20 protein-coding genes are annotated in these 15,079 nt (G+C 55.3%); 14 read left to right on the plus strand and 6 right to left on the minus strand.

Annotated features, from left to right (window positions below; all coding sequences use genetic code 11):
- Nucleotides 1-22: 22 nt before the first annotated feature.
- Nucleotides 23-661, plus strand: a complete 639-nt coding sequence (gene pth / locus ACESSO_RS05295) for an aminoacyl-tRNA hydrolase (RefSeq protein WP_373164013.1) — start codon at nt 23-25, stop codon at nt 659-661.
- 56 nt (nt 662-717) lie between these two features.
- Here pth and ACESSO_RS05300 read toward each other — a convergent pair whose 3' ends face one another.
- Entirely contained in the window at nt 718-1,071 is a 354-nt protein-coding gene (locus tag ACESSO_RS05300; RefSeq protein WP_373164014.1) for an LPS biosynthesis protein, read from the minus strand.
- 176 nt (nt 1,072-1,247) lie between these two features.
- Between ACESSO_RS05300 and ACESSO_RS05305 the strand changes: the two genes are divergently transcribed.
- The 7 genes from ACESSO_RS05305 (at nt 1,248) to ACESSO_RS05335 (ending at nt 6,232) form a co-directional block, all read left to right on the plus strand.
- Complete coding sequence (locus ACESSO_RS05305; RefSeq protein ID WP_373164015.1) at nt 1,248-1,514, plus strand: hypothetical protein; 267 nt, start codon at nt 1,248-1,250, stop codon at nt 1,512-1,514.
- A 44-nt stretch (nt 1,515-1,558) separates the two neighbouring features.
- Entirely contained in the window at nt 1,559-1,816 is a 258-nt protein-coding gene (locus ACESSO_RS05310; protein WP_373164016.1) for an HPr family phosphocarrier protein, read from the plus strand.
- A gap of 9 nt (nt 1,817-1,825) precedes the next feature.
- Nucleotides 1,826-2,086, plus strand: coding sequence for a PTS transporter subunit EIIB (locus tag ACESSO_RS05315; protein ID WP_373164017.1), 261 nt, complete (start codon nt 1,826-1,828; stop codon nt 2,084-2,086).
- 120 nt (nt 2,087-2,206) lie between these two features.
- On the plus strand, nt 2,207-2,944 hold the full coding sequence (nagB, locus tag ACESSO_RS05320) for a glucosamine-6-phosphate deaminase (RefSeq protein WP_373164018.1): 738 nt from the start codon (nt 2,207-2,209) through the stop codon (nt 2,942-2,944).
- A gap of 15 nt (nt 2,945-2,959) precedes the next feature.
- Entirely contained in the window at nt 2,960-4,072 is a 1,113-nt protein-coding gene (nagA, locus tag ACESSO_RS05325; protein ID WP_373164019.1) for an N-acetylglucosamine-6-phosphate deacetylase, read from the plus strand.
- Nucleotides 4,073-4,180: 108 nt separating this feature from the next.
- Entirely contained in the window at nt 4,181-5,032 is an 852-nt protein-coding gene (locus ACESSO_RS05330) for an AraC family transcriptional regulator (RefSeq protein WP_373164020.1), read from the plus strand.
- A 180-nt stretch (nt 5,033-5,212) separates the two neighbouring features.
- Nucleotides 5,213-6,232, plus strand: a complete 1,020-nt coding sequence (locus tag ACESSO_RS05335; protein ID WP_373164021.1) for a Gfo/Idh/MocA family oxidoreductase — start codon at nt 5,213-5,215, stop codon at nt 6,230-6,232.
- A 254-nt stretch (nt 6,233-6,486) separates the two neighbouring features.
- Here the strand turns inward: ACESSO_RS05335 and ACESSO_RS05340 are convergent, their stop codons facing one another.
- The 3 genes from ACESSO_RS05340 to ACESSO_RS05350 all read right to left on the minus strand — a co-directional run bounded on the left by ACESSO_RS05340 (nt 6,487) and on the right by ACESSO_RS05350 (nt 9,486).
- Nucleotides 6,487-7,026 carry a zinc-ribbon domain-containing protein gene (locus ACESSO_RS05340; protein ID WP_373164022.1) on the minus strand — a complete coding sequence of 180 codons (540 nt, stop codon included), beginning with the start codon at nt 7,024-7,026 and terminating at the stop codon, nt 6,487-6,489.
- Nucleotides 7,027-7,129: 103 nt separating this feature from the next.
- Nucleotides 7,130-8,530, minus strand: a complete 1,401-nt coding sequence (locus tag ACESSO_RS05345) for a sodium-dependent transporter (RefSeq protein ID WP_373164023.1) — start codon at nt 8,528-8,530, stop codon at nt 7,130-7,132.
- Nucleotides 8,531-8,592: 62 nt separating this feature from the next.
- Nucleotides 8,593-9,486, minus strand: coding sequence for an aromatic acid exporter family protein (locus tag ACESSO_RS05350; RefSeq protein ID WP_373164024.1), 894 nt, complete (start codon nt 9,484-9,486; stop codon nt 8,593-8,595).
- 137 nt (nt 9,487-9,623) lie between these two features.
- Here ACESSO_RS05350 and proC point away from each other — a divergent pair, with 137 nt between their 5' ends.
- The 6 genes from proC (at nt 9,624) to ACESSO_RS05380 (ending at nt 13,745) form a co-directional block, all read left to right on the plus strand.
- On the plus strand, nt 9,624-10,433 hold the full coding sequence (gene proC / locus ACESSO_RS05355; RefSeq protein ID WP_373164025.1) for a pyrroline-5-carboxylate reductase: 810 nt from the start codon (nt 9,624-9,626) through the stop codon (nt 10,431-10,433).
- An 83-nt stretch (nt 10,434-10,516) separates the two neighbouring features.
- Complete coding sequence (locus ACESSO_RS05360; protein WP_373164026.1) at nt 10,517-10,840, plus strand: hypothetical protein; 324 nt, start codon at nt 10,517-10,519, stop codon at nt 10,838-10,840.
- 65 nt (nt 10,841-10,905) lie between these two features.
- Nucleotides 10,906-11,778, plus strand: coding sequence for a radical SAM protein (locus tag ACESSO_RS05365; RefSeq protein ID WP_373164027.1), 873 nt, complete (start codon nt 10,906-10,908; stop codon nt 11,776-11,778).
- Nucleotides 11,779-11,972: 194 nt separating this feature from the next.
- The gene (locus tag ACESSO_RS05370; protein ID WP_373164028.1) at nt 11,973-12,572 is read left to right on the plus strand and encodes a zinc dependent phospholipase C family protein; all 600 of its coding nucleotides are present in this window, start codon (nt 11,973-11,975) and stop codon (nt 12,570-12,572) included.
- A gap of 68 nt (nt 12,573-12,640) precedes the next feature.
- A complete protein-coding gene (gene rnhA / locus ACESSO_RS05375; RefSeq protein WP_373164029.1) occupies nt 12,641-13,078 on the plus strand; it encodes a ribonuclease HI in 438 nt (145 codons plus the stop codon).
- Nucleotides 13,079-13,088: 10 nt separating this feature from the next.
- On the plus strand, nt 13,089-13,745 hold the full coding sequence (locus ACESSO_RS05380; RefSeq protein WP_373164030.1) for a hypothetical protein: 657 nt from the start codon (nt 13,089-13,091) through the stop codon (nt 13,743-13,745).
- A 90-nt stretch (nt 13,746-13,835) separates the two neighbouring features.
- Here the strand turns inward: ACESSO_RS05380 and ACESSO_RS05385 are convergent, their stop codons facing one another.
- Complete coding sequence (locus ACESSO_RS05385) at nt 13,836-13,964, minus strand: hypothetical protein (protein WP_373164031.1); 129 nt, start codon at nt 13,962-13,964, stop codon at nt 13,836-13,838.
- A gap of 142 nt (nt 13,965-14,106) precedes the next feature.
- Nucleotides 14,107-15,012, minus strand: a complete 906-nt coding sequence (locus tag ACESSO_RS05390) for an asparaginase (protein ID WP_373164032.1) — start codon at nt 15,010-15,012, stop codon at nt 14,107-14,109.
- Between the last annotated feature and the right edge of the window lie 67 nt (nt 15,013-15,079).

Below are 15,079 nucleotides of genomic sequence, written 5' to 3' on the forward strand. Positions count from 1 at the left end.
CGCTTTGTTTTGGAGTGAAATCATGTCAGTATTCGATATTTTCAAAAAGCTCGACGAGCAAAAAGCCGCAGCGGCGGCGCAGCCCATTGAGTGGCTGGTGGTCGGGCTGGGCAACCCGGGCAGCAAGTATGACAACACGCGCCACAATGCAGGCTTTCGCGCGCTGGAAGGCTATTGCGCGCGCAGCGGCTGCAAAATCGACAAAATGAAGTTTAAGGCTCTCGTCGGGGAGGCAACGCTCGGCGGTGCGCGCGTGCTGCTGATGAAGCCGCAGACCTTTATGAACCTATCGGGCGAGGCGGTGCGCGATGCAGCGGCCTTTTACAAAATTCCGCCCGCGCGCATCATTGTGCTGTCGGACGACGTTTCGCTCGACGTGGGCACGCTGCGCGTGCGTCCGAAGGGTTCAGCAGGCGGGCAGAACGGCTTGAAAAATATCATTTATCACCTCGGCAGCGAGGAGTTTCCGCGCGTCAAAATCGGTGTGGGCAAAAAGCCGCATCCGGAGTATGACCTTGCAGCATGGGTGCTGAGCAAGTTTACCGCCGACGAGCAGAAGGCCATCGACAAGGCCTGCACGGATGCAGTGGATGCAGCGGCCTGCATCATTGCCGAAGGCTGTCCTGCAGCGGCGCAGAAATTCAACGGAAAACGCATCTGAACGCGAAAAAGGGACGTGCCGGACACGTCCCTTCATTACTGGAATCCAGTTTTTGTTTATTCGCCGCAGCCGGCACAGCCGCAGCAGTCTGTGCAGCCGGATGCCGCCTCGGCTGCCTTGCGGTCCTCGTAATCGCGCAGGCTGCCCTCTGTGATGTGGCTGAGCGCCGCGATGCGCTCGTTGACCATATCCCACAGGCACATGGGCAGATGGTCGCGGTGGCCGCGGTGGATGGTCACGCACTCAAAGCAGTTGCCATGATGCGGACAGGGCTGACGGCACGGGCAGTGGTCGCCTGCTTCGCGCACCTGCCGCAGAAATTCCTGTTTGATACGCCATGCTTCCTCTTTTTTGCCCTCGCGGTCCAGTTTGTCCTGCAAAATGGCAAGTTCGTTGCCGTCAATCTGCATGTTTTTTGCGCCTCACTTTCCTATGTTCCCGCTTAGCATAGCAAAAAAGAAGGGCTGCGTCAAAACCTTTGCGAAGGGAAATGGGTGATTTGTATGAGGTGCACAAAAAGAGGACAAATTTTCTGGCAATTTGCGCGGGTGGTAGTGACTTGAAAAAGCGCGTCCCGTTTGTTACAATGTTAACAACAAGTGAACATCGTCCTCGTTGTGATTGGATTGTTACCGTGTTGGCGGGCAAAACCAAATTTCTCGCGGCCGGCCTGAAAAAGGAATTCCCGGCGGTGCAGGAGTTTGGTTATTTTTATTTTTCGGACAGTATGCCGGTTTCTTTCTGTTCCGGTCATAATCATGCGGATTTCTGTATGGTTTTGCGGCAGGAAGGACATACTTTGCCGGGAAAACGTGACGGAGGCGGTGATTTGCTGATTCAGTATAAAGCGTGAAAAGTCATTTTCAAAATGTAAACAATAGAAAGGAAAATGCAGTTATGAAAATCGTAGAGTACACCGTTAAGGACGAACTCGGCATCCACGCGCGTCCGGCAGGCATGCTGGTCAAGGAGGCCGCACAGTTCAAGTCTTCCATCAAGATTGCTGGCCCGAAGAAGGAAGTCGACGCAAAGCGCATCATGGGCGTGATGAGCATGGGCGTCAAGCAGGGCGACACGGTCAAGCTGACCATCGAGGGCGAGGACGAGGAAGCGGCAGCAGCTGCGCTCGAAAAGTTCCTGACGGAAAACCTGTAAGAGAAACCGGTGTTAATATCCGATACCGGCGCCGCCGGATGTGCCGCAGCCATTCTGGATGCGATCGGCGGCCGGGATAATGTGCTTTCCGTCGGATGCTGCATGACACGTCTGCGTTTGCGTCTGCGGGAACCCGCAGCGGCGGATGAGGCAAAGCTGCGCGCCGCGGGCGCCGCGGGAGTGCTGCACCGAGCGGATGGGGAAGTGCATGTCGTCATCGGACCGCTTGCACGGCCGCTGGCGCGTGAGATGGAAACACTGGTCAAATAAAAAAGCCTGTCCTTCTGCGGCAGTGGGAGGCGCGGGTGTTCCTCAAGCAGCTGAGGCGGGCGAACGCCCGCCTTTGTTTTTTTGACGGCAGATGTTTGGACAAAGAGAGAGGTATTGAATATGAAAATCATTCGTGCAAAGGACTATAATGACATGAGCCGCAAAGCGGCCAACATTATCTCGGCGCAGGTCATCCTCAAGCCGGATTCCGTGCTGGGACTTGCCACCGGATCGTCTCCGATCGGCATTTACGAGCAGCTCATCAAGTGGTACAACAAGGGCGATGTGGATTTCGGCGGCTGCACGACGTTCAATCTGGACGAGTATCGCGGCCTGACTGCCGATCATGACCAGAGCTATCACTACTTCATGCACAAGAACTTCTTTGACGCTATCAATGTGCCGGATGCGCGCATCAACCTGCCGGACGGCGCACAAATGGACGCGGAGCGCGAATGCGCGCGATATGACGCAGCAATTCAGGCGGCCGGCGGCATTGATTTGCAACTGCTCGGCATGGGCCTGAACGGCCACATCGGCTTTAACGAGCCGGACGATTATTTCTCCAAGGGCACGCATTGCGTCGACCTGACCGAGTCCACCATTGAGGCAAACAAGCGCTTCTTCGAGTCCGTTGATGACGTGCCGCGTCAGGCATATACCATGGGCGTACAGACCATCATGCTGGCGCGCCGCATCGTAATCGTTGTTTCGGGCGAGAACAAGGCCGACATCGTGCGTCAGGCATTCTTCGGCCCGGTTACGCCGCGTGTACCGGCCTCCATTCTGCAGCTGCATACCGATGTGTCCGTTGTAGCGGACGAAGCCGCGCTTTCCAAGAGCCTGGACCTGCTGTAAGCTGCGTGCGCGCATATGGAGTTTAAAAATCTCAGGATCTATCAACCGGACGGTACTTTTCATAAGGGCGGGCTGGCGCTTTCGGGCGACCGGATTGCAAGTACACCGGTATCGGCGGATGCCTGCGATATGGATGGTCTGTATGCCATTCCGGGACTGATCGACATTCATTTCCACGGCTGCGCGGGTTATGACTTCTGTGACGGAACCGAGCAGGCGATCTCGGCCATTGCGCGGTATCAGGCGGAGCACGGTGTGTGCGCGATTTGTCCGGCAACTATGACCTATCCGGAGGAAAAGCTGACTGCCGTGATGCAGGCTGCCGCAGCGTATCGAACGGAGCGGAGCGGTGCGGCATTGGTGGGCGTCAATCTGGAGGGTCCGTTTCTGTCTCCAGCGCGGAAAGGCGCACAGAACGGCGCATGGCTGCAAAATCCGGACGCCGGCCTGTTTCGTCGCTTACAGGAGCAGGCGCAAGGGCTGATTCGTCTGTGCGAAATTGCACCCGAGCTTCCGGGCGGACTGGATGTGATCGGGGAGCTGGCGGGCGAGGTACGCCTGTCACTGGCACATACCGAGGCGGATTACGATACCGCGTGCGAAGCGTTCTGGCGCGGTGCGCGCCAGGTTACACACCTGTTCAATGCCATGCCGCCGCTGACACACCGCGAACCGGGTGTTATCGGCGCGGCGTTGGACAACGACGAGGTTGGCGTGGAGCTGATTTCAGACGGCTGCCATGTGCATCCGTCGGCCGTGCGCGTGGCGTTTCGCCTGTTTGAAAACCGGATGATATTGATTTCGGACAGCATGTCCGCAACCGGGCTGGACGATGGGGAATACACTCTGGGCGGGCAGGAAGTGTCCGTGCGGGACGGCCGCGCAACTCTGCGCGGCGGTACTACGCTGGCCGGTTCGGTTGTCAATCTGTTTGAGTGTATGCGTCGTGCCGTGCAGATGGGCATTCCGCTCGGGCAGGCGGTGTGCTCGGCGTCAACCAATCCGGCACGGGCTATCGGTATCCAGCACGATTACGGTACGCTCGAGCCGGGCAAGCTGGCCAATATCATTCTGCTCGACGAGGATTTGAACATCAACACGCTCATTCTGCGCGGGCAGATTATGTGACTATGTTAAAAAGGGCTTCGGGAATGCTCCTGAAGCCTTTTTTGCGCGCCTTGACCGTGGAGGGCGTTTATGCTACGATAACCATATCTAAAAGAGGGGAGAGGCCGTATGATTCAGTGTTTCGTCAAAAAGGAATATGCTGCGCCGTTCGGCCTTTTGTGCATGCCGCGCCTGTTTTCGGTCAGTCGGACGGACGAAAAGGCGTCGGCACATCCGCGTGTTATGCACGCACATGACGATTTGGTCGAAGTGGTGCTGGTGCGCGGCGGCGAAAGCCGGTATTATGTCGGCGGCACGCCGTATGACGCGCGCCGCGGAGACCTGTTTATCTTCAACAGTCGCGTCGTGCATGATGAGCCTTCCGGCCCGGACCGGCCGGTCGCCACGGTCAGTCTGGCGCTGGGCGGCCTTGCCGTGCCCGGCCTGCGGGCAAACGCCCTGATTGCGGAGGACGCTTCGCCTGTCTGCCACCTGAACGAAACGCAGACCGCGCGGCTGGAGCGGCTATATGACGTACTGTATGACGAGTTGACCGCGGGCAACGACGACGGCGCGCACCACCTGCTCATGGCGGTGCTGTCCCTTGTGCAGCAGTTTCGCGCCGCAGCGGCGGATGGCCGCGCCGCAGGCGAAAATGCGTTTGCCCAGCGCATCAAAGACTATATTGACGCGCACTTTGCCGAGGAGTTTTCGCTTCAGCAAATGGCCGGAGCGCTGCACGTCAGCCCGTATTACCTTGCGCATGTCTGCAAGGAGGCAACCGGCTATTCGCCGCTGCAATATGTGCTGCGCCGCCGTATCGGTGAGGCACAGACCCTGCTCATTACGACCGACCTGCCCGTCACGCGCATTGCCGCACAGGTAGGGTATGATAACCCCAGCCACTTCAACGCGCAGTTCTCCAAGGCGGTCGGCATGTCGCCGCGCACCTTCCGGCGGGAGTATGTCTATCACGCCTGAGGGGCCGACCGCAAGAATTTGAAAGTTTGCTTGATACAGCCGCGAAAACGCGGCTGTTTTTTTGCGAACAAATCGCAAGAACGCTCTGGTTTTTCCGTGTTTCCGGCAGTAAAATAAAGGCAACAAAACGGAAGAGGGCGCGTCAGGGCGTCCGCATGAGAATGCAAAGGAGAATGCGGTATGAAAACGGTCAAAGTGGGTTCGGTCGGTCTGGGCCGTCTGGGTTACGAACATGCATGCAATCTGGCGACGCAGGTGCCGGGCTGCGAGCTGGCGGCGGTCTGCGATGTGGACGAGAAGCGTGTGAAAGAGGTTGCCGAGGAGTTGGGCGTACCCTATACTTATACGGATTTTGAAGAGATGTGCCAAAACCCGGAGCTGGATGCGATTGTCATCGTTTCTCCCTCCTTTCTGCACTGCCAGCAGATCGAAATTGCAATGAAAAACGGCAAGCATGTGTTCTGTGAGAAGCCGCTCGGCACGGACGTTGCTCAGTGCAAGGACGCGGAAAAGGTCGTCGAAGCGCATCCGGACCTGATTTTCCAGCTGGGCTTCATGCGCCGGTTTGACAAGTCCTATGTTGAGGCAAAGCGCAAAATCGACAACGGCGATATCGGCAAGGTGGTGCTGGTGCGCTCGTACACGCAGGACCCTCGCTCGACCATCGAGTCCACGCTCAAGTTCGCGCCGCACTCGGGCGGTCAGTTCCTCGATATGTGCGTGCATGACATTGATCTGATTCGCTGGTTCACCGGCTCGAATGTCAAGAACGTATGGGCGATTGGCGGGGTGTTCGAGTTTGACCTGTACAAGGAGCTGAACGACGCTGACAACGCCGCCGCCACCATTCAGATGGATAATGGCGCGATGGGCTTCATGTTCACCAATCGCACGCACGCGGCGGGCAGCAATGTCGAAACCGAAATTATCGGCACGCATGGCACGCTGCGCATTGCAAATGTCGGTGCGAAGAACCTGCTTAACATCGTCGACGAGCACGGATCGCGCGAGGAGTATTATCCGGACTTCATGAGCCGCTGGCATGAAGCGTTTGTGGCCGAAATGGTCGCTTTTACCGGCCATGTGCGCGAAAACACCAAGCCCTCCGACCTGACTGTGTACGACGGTATGGCGGTATCCGAGGCGGCTTACCGCTGCAAGGAGTCCTTTGAGACCGGTAAAATGCTGCCGATTCGGTAAAAGACATCGATCGAACCGTGCAGGTTCGATCGAGGGGCCGTGCCGCGCGGCGCGCGGACACCGCCTATACGCGATTTTGCGCGCCAGTGTGACACACAAAATCGCGTCCTTGTATCAAATCCGAGGCGCATGTCCTCGGATTTGATGAAAAGAACCGCCTTTTGGCGGTTCTTTTCTGTTACATGCATCTTAATAACGTAGGAGCTTGGAGCTATCAGTAATCTCAAATTCCACTGAATTTTTTAATGCCCAATTTACTGAATAGAGCAGTTTGAAATTTGTACGTTGGCCAAGGAAAGACCTGTGCACTTACCTATTATCGTAATTTCATCTCCATCGCTTAATTGAGACACAGAATCAGATTCGCTTTCACTAAAAAAGCATTGTACTGGATATAGCACATTTCCGCTTTCCAAAAGCACGCATGGATCTTTTGAAACCACGTCCTGAGAAATATCCTGTACAGTTCCGCTAATCGCTACGATTTTGTTTTTATATAGTTCGTCTGCTTGTACCGTATTCGCTTCATATGCACTTACCAGATTACTTGCGCTTACATTTATTATTTCTGGTTGTTCTGGACTTCCCGACACATTGCCGCTTTGTGCGACGGGTGCATTACGGTTATCAAGGGCTACAAATAGACCGTAGAATAGTAATACAAGGCTTATGATAAGTAATGCATAACCAAATGCTAGTAATCCTTGATGCTGTTTTGCGCCGCAATGCGGACAAACTCTTGCTGACTTTGCAATTTTTTCTCCACACGTCCTACAAACGGTCAATTTGTTCATATTACCATCCTCCTAAATATTATAATTGCAAGAAAAAATTCCCATGTAAGATGTAATATTTGAGGCTTTCCGATCGGAAAGCCTCTTTTGATGCCTGTATTTGTCAAATCTTAAAGATGCCGAATACCTTGGTGGCCAGCTCGGTGGCGAGAATAAGCACCAGCAGAACCGGCGCAATCCAGCGTACCATAACGCGGTGCAGCGCTTCGCGGTGGAAGGAGCCTGCGCCTTCTTTCACCTCGTCCGCGATGACCTTGGTGCCAACCACGTGGCCAATCAGGATGCAGGTGAGGAATGCGACAATCGGCATGAGCACTGAGTTGGAGATAAAGTCAAAGAAGTCGAGGAACTGCATGCCGATGACGGTGACGCCCGCCCACGGACCGTAGCCCAGGCAGGACGGCACGCCGAACAGCAGGACAATGACCATGACGAGCAGGGTTGCGGGCTTGCGTCCCAGGCGCGTTTTGTCCATGACGACCGAGACTATGGTTTCCATCAAAGAGATAGAAGAGGTCAGCGCTGCAAACAGCACCAGCAGGAAGAATACCGTGCCAATGATAGAGCCGAAATGCATGGATTCAAACACCATCGGCAGCGTAATAAACATCAATCCGGGACCGTTGTTAATCTGGGACGGATCGCCGCCGTTAAAGGCAACGACCGCCGGAATGATCATCAGACCGGCAATAAAAGCAAACAGCGTATCAAAAATCTCGATCTGCGTGACCGAGTGCTCCAGCAAGTTTTCCTTCTGCATATACGAGCCGTAGGTGATCATAATACCCATGGCAAGCGACATCGAATAGAACAGCTGGCCGAGCGCGCCGAGCACGGTAGAAGCCGAGAACTGCGAGAAGTCGGGCAGCAAATAGTATTTCAGACCAGTCATTGCGCCGTCGATGGTCAGCGAGTAGACCGCCACCATCACGCTCAGCACTGCCAGCACAGGCATCATAATGCGGCTGGCCTTTTCAATGCCCTTTTCCACGCCGAAGATGACCACAACGGTTGTCAGCAGCACATAAATTAAAAACCACGGGGTCGGACCGCTGAAATCCAGCATGGTAGCCGGAATGGAGCCTGCGTCAAAGCCGATAAAATCGTTGAAGAAGCCGCCGTTGTCGGCTGCGGTCAGACCGTTACCGGTCAGAAAAGTGACCAGATATTTCATGACCCAGCCGCCGATGACGCAATAATAGGGGGTGATGATAACCGGCACGAACGCCGCAATCCAGCCGAGAAAGCCGAACCGGCGGTCGAGCGCCTTATATGCCCCGATGCAGGACAGGCGGGTTTTGCGGCCGATGGCAATTTCGGTAATCATCAGCGCAAAGCCGAAGGTAATCGCCAGAATGATATACACCAGCAGGAAAATGCCGCCGCCGTATTGCGCGGCCAGATACGGAAAACGCCATAGGTTGCCCAGACCCACCGCAGAACCGGCCGCAGCCAGCACAAAGCCGATGCGGCTGGAAAAGCTGCTTCTTGATTTCTGTTCCATTTTTTGCAAACTACTCCCTTACATGTTTCTTTCTCTTTGCTGCCGCGAGAGCAGCGGGAACGCTATTCCGTGAGGTTGAATTCGCCGAGGAACTGCCATGCACGCAGCAGATTATCCAGATGGTAGTTGCCGACAATATCCGCCGTGCTCTGCGGCGCAGCGCAGATGCCGTCCGGCACGGTCAGGCCGAGCAGAGTCAGCCGCTTTGCGTTTTCCGGCGACAGACGCCCCTTTTCGTCCATCGCGCACAAGGCGTTCAGCTCCTGCCAGATGCTATGTGCGAGCTTTTCGCAGCCGCGCAGAAAAACGGTCTGTTCGATATGACTGTGCGAGTGAAATGCGCGCTGCTTCTCAAAAATGGCAAGCTCTCCTGCGATGCGCTCAAGCTGCGCCGCCAACGGCGATAGGTCCGGATATCGTCCATACAGCACGCGTTCGCTGACATAGGCGGGTACCGATTGCTGAAAATGCCGCAGCAGGTCGGAGATGCGGCGGCTGTTATTGTAGGGCTTAATGGCAACGTTGATGACCAGTGCTGTGGCGAGACCGATGGTGGTATCGAGCAGGCGGTTGAAGCCGTACTGAAAGGCGTCGCCGGCTGGTGACACACAGATGGAAACGAACACAATGCAGGACAGAGGCACGGCAAATTGCAGCCGCAGCCGGACACACAACAGAATCAGCACGATTAGTCCCAGTCCGATTCCCACATAACGAAAATTTGCCAGCAGACTGACGAACAGTGCGCCGAAGCCTGCGCCAAGCAGAATGCCGGTCAGCTGCGTGCGGCAGGTTTCAAAGGCGTCGCCTACCGTGCGGCTCATTGCGCTGATGGCGCCGATGGCGGCGAAAATCAATGATGTCGAGCCGCGCAGGTCGGCGAAAAACAGCGCCAGCGCTACAGCAAGACCGGTCTTGACGGTCCGCAGTCCGATGTGCGGGACAAACCGTGCCAACGTTTTCTTCTCCTCCGGAATAAAATAATGAAGCTATTGTATCACAAAAGCGGGTTTTTCACAAGATATTTGCAGGGAAAAGCCGGGTATGCTATAATTATTTTAACGTCCTATTCAGAATGGAGAGATGATGTTTCATGAAGACATACCGTTTTGGCGTGCTGGGCGCGGGCAATATGGGAATGGCGATAGCGGAAGGCGCGGTTCGTGCCGGACTGCTGATGCGGGATCAGGTGCTGCTGTTCAACCGCAGTGAGGACAAACGCGCAGCGCATCACGCCTGCGGCTATGCTGTCACGGGAAATTATACCGAGGTCTACACCGCGTGCGAAACCGTGCTGCTTGCGGTCAAGCCGCAGAACTTTGACGAAATTTTGCCGGTATTGGGCAAATGCAGCGGAGAAAAACCGCTGGTCGTATCGATTGCGGCGGGCGTGACGTTCGCCAAGATGGAGCGGGCGCTCGGCGCGGATACGCCGATTATCCGTGTGATGCCCAATACGCCGCTGATGCTCGGGGAAGGCGCCACCGAGCTGGTCAAAAACGCGGCGGCGACCGATGCGCAGCTGGCGCAGATTCGCGCGCTGTTCGACACCATGGGCGTGACCGTGGTATTCGACCGCGAGGATATGCTCAACGAGGTCATTCCGTATGCAGGCTCTGCTCCGGCTTATATCTATGCTTTTGCCGATGCGATGGTCAAAAGCGCGCAGGAACACGGCATCGATCCGGCGGATGCGCTCAAATTGTTCTGCCAGACCATGATTGGCTCGGCAAAAATGCTGCTGGAGGGCGATAAAACGCCCGCGGAGCTGATATGCGCCGTGTGCTCACCGGGCGGCACGACGATCGAAGCAATGCGGGTGCTCGAGGCGTGCGGTCTTGCCGATATGCTGGCGCAGGCGAACGATAAATGCATTGCGCGTGCCTATGAACTGGGTAAATAACCGGATGCCGCCATTGACTTTGCCGCAAGTGTATGATAAAGTTAAATAAATATTCCGCATCACTTTGAGAGGAAGTGGATTCTTTGAAAAATTCGACGAAAATCAAAGCGACCCTGCTGCTGACCAGCCTTGCGTGTGCGGCCGGTGCGACGGCGGCGCTTATGCTGCTTCAGAAAAAGCGCGAAGAGGAAGTTTACCACGAGGCGGAGCTCAAGGCCATGGATGAGCTGGAGGAAATGATGCGCGAGGAATCCGACTGCGCTTCCTGCGCCTGTGCAGAGGAGTGCGCGGCGGTAGACGACGCTTATCAGGATTCGTTCGACGATCAGGCATCGGAAGAGGACGAGAAGGCCGAGGAGGAAAAACCCGAGGAAAAGGCTTCTGAGGAAGCGGCAACCGAAGAATAAGCGGCAGCGGGCGGAGGATTTCCCCTTCGCCCGCTGTTTTTATCAGAACATAAGGAGGAACCCCCATGATAGAATACGAAGGCCGTGTATTTCGGCCGCCTTCTGAGGCGTACAGTCTGATTGTGCAGGTTACGATTGGATGCAGTCATAATAAATGCACGTTTTGCGACATGTATAAGGAAAAGCGTTTCCGTGTGCGCAAAATTGAGGATGTCAAGCGCGATTTTGATGAGGCGCGCCGCATGTATCCGAATGTCCGGCGCATTTTTCTGGCTGACGGCGACGCGCTCATGTGCCGTGCCGAGCACATGGCGGAAATTCTGCGTTACATTCGGCAGGTATTTCCAGAGTGCGAGCGCGTCACCAGCTACGGATCGCCCGCGTCCATTCTGGTGAAAACGCAGGAGGAGCTGAACCTGCTGCACGAGCTGGGACTGGAAATGATCTATCTCGGTCTGGAATCCGGATCGGATGAGGTGCTGCGCCGTGTCAACAAGGGCGAAACGGCGGACGAAATTGTGCGCGCGGGCTTGATGGTCAAGCAGGCGGGCATGAAGCTGTCGGTCACCTGCATTGCGGGCCTCGGCTCCACCGAACTTTCGGAAGAGCACGCGGTTAAGACTGCCGAAGCACTCTCACGCATGAAGCCTGAGTATATCGGCCTGCTGACCTTGCTTTTCGAGCTGGAAACGCCCCTGATGCGCGACTGGCAGGCGGGCCGCTTCTATCTGATGAACCCGATTGAGATTGCGCATGAGACGCTTATCCTGCTCGAGCATATTGATGCGGAGGGCAGCGTGTTCCGTGCGAATCATGCCTCCAATTACGTCAACCTTGCCGGTACGCTCAACCGCGATCGTGAGGCTATGTGTCAGCGGCTGCGGCAGGCGCTTGAGGGAAAAATCCAGTTCCGCAGTGAGGCATTTCGGGCAAGATAACCAAAAATGTAATTATTTTGTTGGAAAATCCGGCAAAATATGAAAGAGATTGTGTTGTTTTCGTTACAATTTCAAAAAAACCAAGACAAGACGGAAAAAATGTGATATACTAAATCTGTTTTCGGGGTTTTGTCAAATCGACCCGGATGTTAAGATGTTGTTAAGAAACGTGCGTTCCGTCTGGAGGATTGCTGATGGATTCCGTATCTCATATTCGCGTTGCACATCTGTTGATGGATTACGTTGAGCAGACCTGTGGCGTTACTTTTGATTCGAGTGGCTTTGTGTATGGCAACTTAAAGCCTGACCTGACCGGCACTTATCTGACCAAGCGCCACAACCCGTCGATCATGATGGACGAGGTGATGGACAAGATTCGCGCGTTCACGGAAAAGTATACCATCGGTCCGGTCAATGGGCGTGAGCTTTCGGTGGATTTGGGCGAGATTTGTCATTATATGACCGATTTCTTCACCTACCCGCATAACGATGATATCTATGAGCGCAATTTGCTGGCGCATTATCTGTACGAAAAGCGCGTAGCGCTGGTGATTCGCCGTCGGATGACGGAGGACAAGTTTGAGCAGTGGGCCAGCCCGATCATCCCGCCGACAACGGTAGACGCGCTGATAGCGCGCATCGGCTCGATGCATGATGCGTACCGCGCTGCGGACCGTCATCACGGCATCAACGACGATCTGGTACATATCTGCCGCGCGACTGCAATGGTGGTTCTTTCCATCATTAGCATTGTCTACGAGCAGGTGGAAGTACCGGCAAGCGTGATTGCATAAGAGAACACAAAAAGCCACGGTATCTCGTGGCTTTTGTCATTTTTTTTGACCGAAAAACAGGAGGAAATATGAAAAATGTAACGATCTATACCGACGGCGCCTGCTCGGGCAATCCGGGGCCCGGCGGATGGGGCGCGATTTTAAAATATGGAGAGAAGGAAAAGGAGCTTTCCGGTTCCGAGCCTTCCACGACCAACAACCGCATGGAGCTGCTCGGTGTGATTACCGCGCTGGAAGCGCTGAAAGAGCCGTGCACAGTCGACCTGTATTCGGACAGCAAGTATGTGGTCGACGGCATCACCAAGGGCTGGGCCAAAAGCTGGCGCGCCAAGGGATGGGTGAAAAGTGATAAAAAACCCGCTAAAAATCCGGAACTGTGGGGACGACTGCTTGATTTATTGGACAAACACGCGGTTCGGTTCCATTGGGTGAAGGGACATGCGGATAATCCATACAATAACCGCTGCGATGAGCTGGCGGTTGCCGCTTATCAGCAATATAAATAAGGAGTACCCTATGGAACGGATGCGCCGCGTGCGGAACGGCACGCTGATCTTCTATTATGTGTTCACACTTTGCGCGGCGGTGCTGTGCATGCTGCGGGAGGCGACGGTGTACAACGGCCTGCTGGTGCTGGCGGCGTTTTTGCTGCCCGTCGTTCCGCATGTGCTGTATCGCCTGTGCCGCCTGCGGCCGGTTTACCTGCTTGAGGTCGTGTTCGACGGGTTTGTGCTGGCGGCGGTGTCGTTTGCCAGTCTGTTCGGCGGGTACGAACTGATTCCGTACTGGGATAAGATTCTACATTTCCTGTCCGGTTTTCTGTTTGCGGTGCTGGGGACGGCGGTGTATTTCGCCAATAAGCCGGGACATGCCCTTGACCCTGCGGATGCCTTTAATGCTGCGCTGTATACATGGATGTTCGCCATGATGAGCGCGGTGCTTTGGGAAATTTGGGAATACCTGGTGTCGTTTTCGGGCGCGGATCCGCAGCAGGTGGCCTTGACCGGTGTGGGTGATACGATGGGGGATGTCATCGTATGCACGATAGGTGGCCTGATAACGGCGGTCTCCTGTTGGAAATACCTGCGGCACATAGGGGAAAACCGCCGCAAGGGCCTGATGATGCATTTGTTTGAAGCGTATTATCGAGAAAATATTCAGAATCGATCTTAAGATAGAAAAATCCCGGATGAAAGTCAATGCTTTCATCCGGGATTTGGTTTTGTCCTTGCAGTTGCTCCGCTATCAGATATTTACGGGAAATTAATCCTTTGGCGCGTTGTTGCTGCGCGAAACCGGAATGTCGTACGTGCGAAACAGACCGCGGATATAGCTGCTGTTCTGCATGGTGGATTCGCTCATATGGATAATCGCCTTTGCAAATTTATTCATAGTGCGGCCTTCTTTCTTATGGATTTGTCTATATCATATCACTGTTTTTTGTGGAAAACAATGGAACATATATACAAATAGCACAAATGAAACAATATAAAATTGTGATATACCACAAAAAGACGGCGTGCAGAACAGAGAGTCAGATTTCTCCGCACATGACCGCGGCAAGCGCGTCCTCGGTGGTGCGGTCGCCAAGAGAAATGGCCCCCATAGCCTCCGCGCGGTGGCCAACCGCATAGTGATGCAGATGCACGCCGCCTGCGGTACACTGGCTGGTGATATATACGCGTGTGCCGCTTTCGATCAGTGCGCGCACCGCGCTTTCCAGCCGCGTGGGAATGCCGCCTGCGCCGAAGGTTTCCAGCATCACTTTGGGATAACCGTGCAGCGCAGCGAAAAAGGTCGGGTCAAGGTCGGGCGTGAGTTTGATAAGCAGTACATGTGGGTCGAGTGAGGTGGGAGCGGACTGCGCGGGCGGCGCGACCGGAACATCCCAGCGCACCCTGCCGTCCGTTCCGACTGTGCCGAGCGGCGGCATACCTGCCGAAAGAAAGGCGTCGATTTGCGTTGAGTGGAATTTGACCGTCCGGTTGCCCGCGAGGATTTTGCCGCACAGCACTGCGACCACACCTGCGTGTCCGTCGGCTGCGACGCGGCAGGCGTCCAGCAGGTTGCGCGGTGCATCCGAGTCGGGCGCGCCCATAGGCAGCATCGAACCGGTCAGCACGACCGGTTTGACAAGGTCGGCCAGCAGGTGATACAGCAGCGCCGCGGTGTATGCTAAGGTATCTGTGCCGTGCGCGATGACAAAACCGTCGTATCGCTCGGCATTCTGCCGTACCGCATGAGCGATGCGCAGCCGGTCATCCGCAGTCATGTCGGTGGAGTCCAGCTGCATCAGGTCTCGTACGTCCATCGTACAGAATTCGCTCAGCTTGGGCACACAGTCCAGAAGCTCTGCACCGCTCAGCGCAGGTGACAGGCCGTTTTCGGTTTCGCGGCAGGCGATTGTCCCGCCGGTGGCAATCAGAAGCAATTTTTTCATCGGAGGGTCTCCTTTCGCGCCAGTCGGCGCGTAATTAGATGGAAAAAGCCTGCAAATGCAGGCTTTT

It is taken from the genome of Agathobaculum sp. Marseille-P7918, from assembly GCF_964248325.1.
GTDB lineage: Bacteria > Bacillota > Clostridia > Oscillospirales > Butyricicoccaceae > Agathobaculum.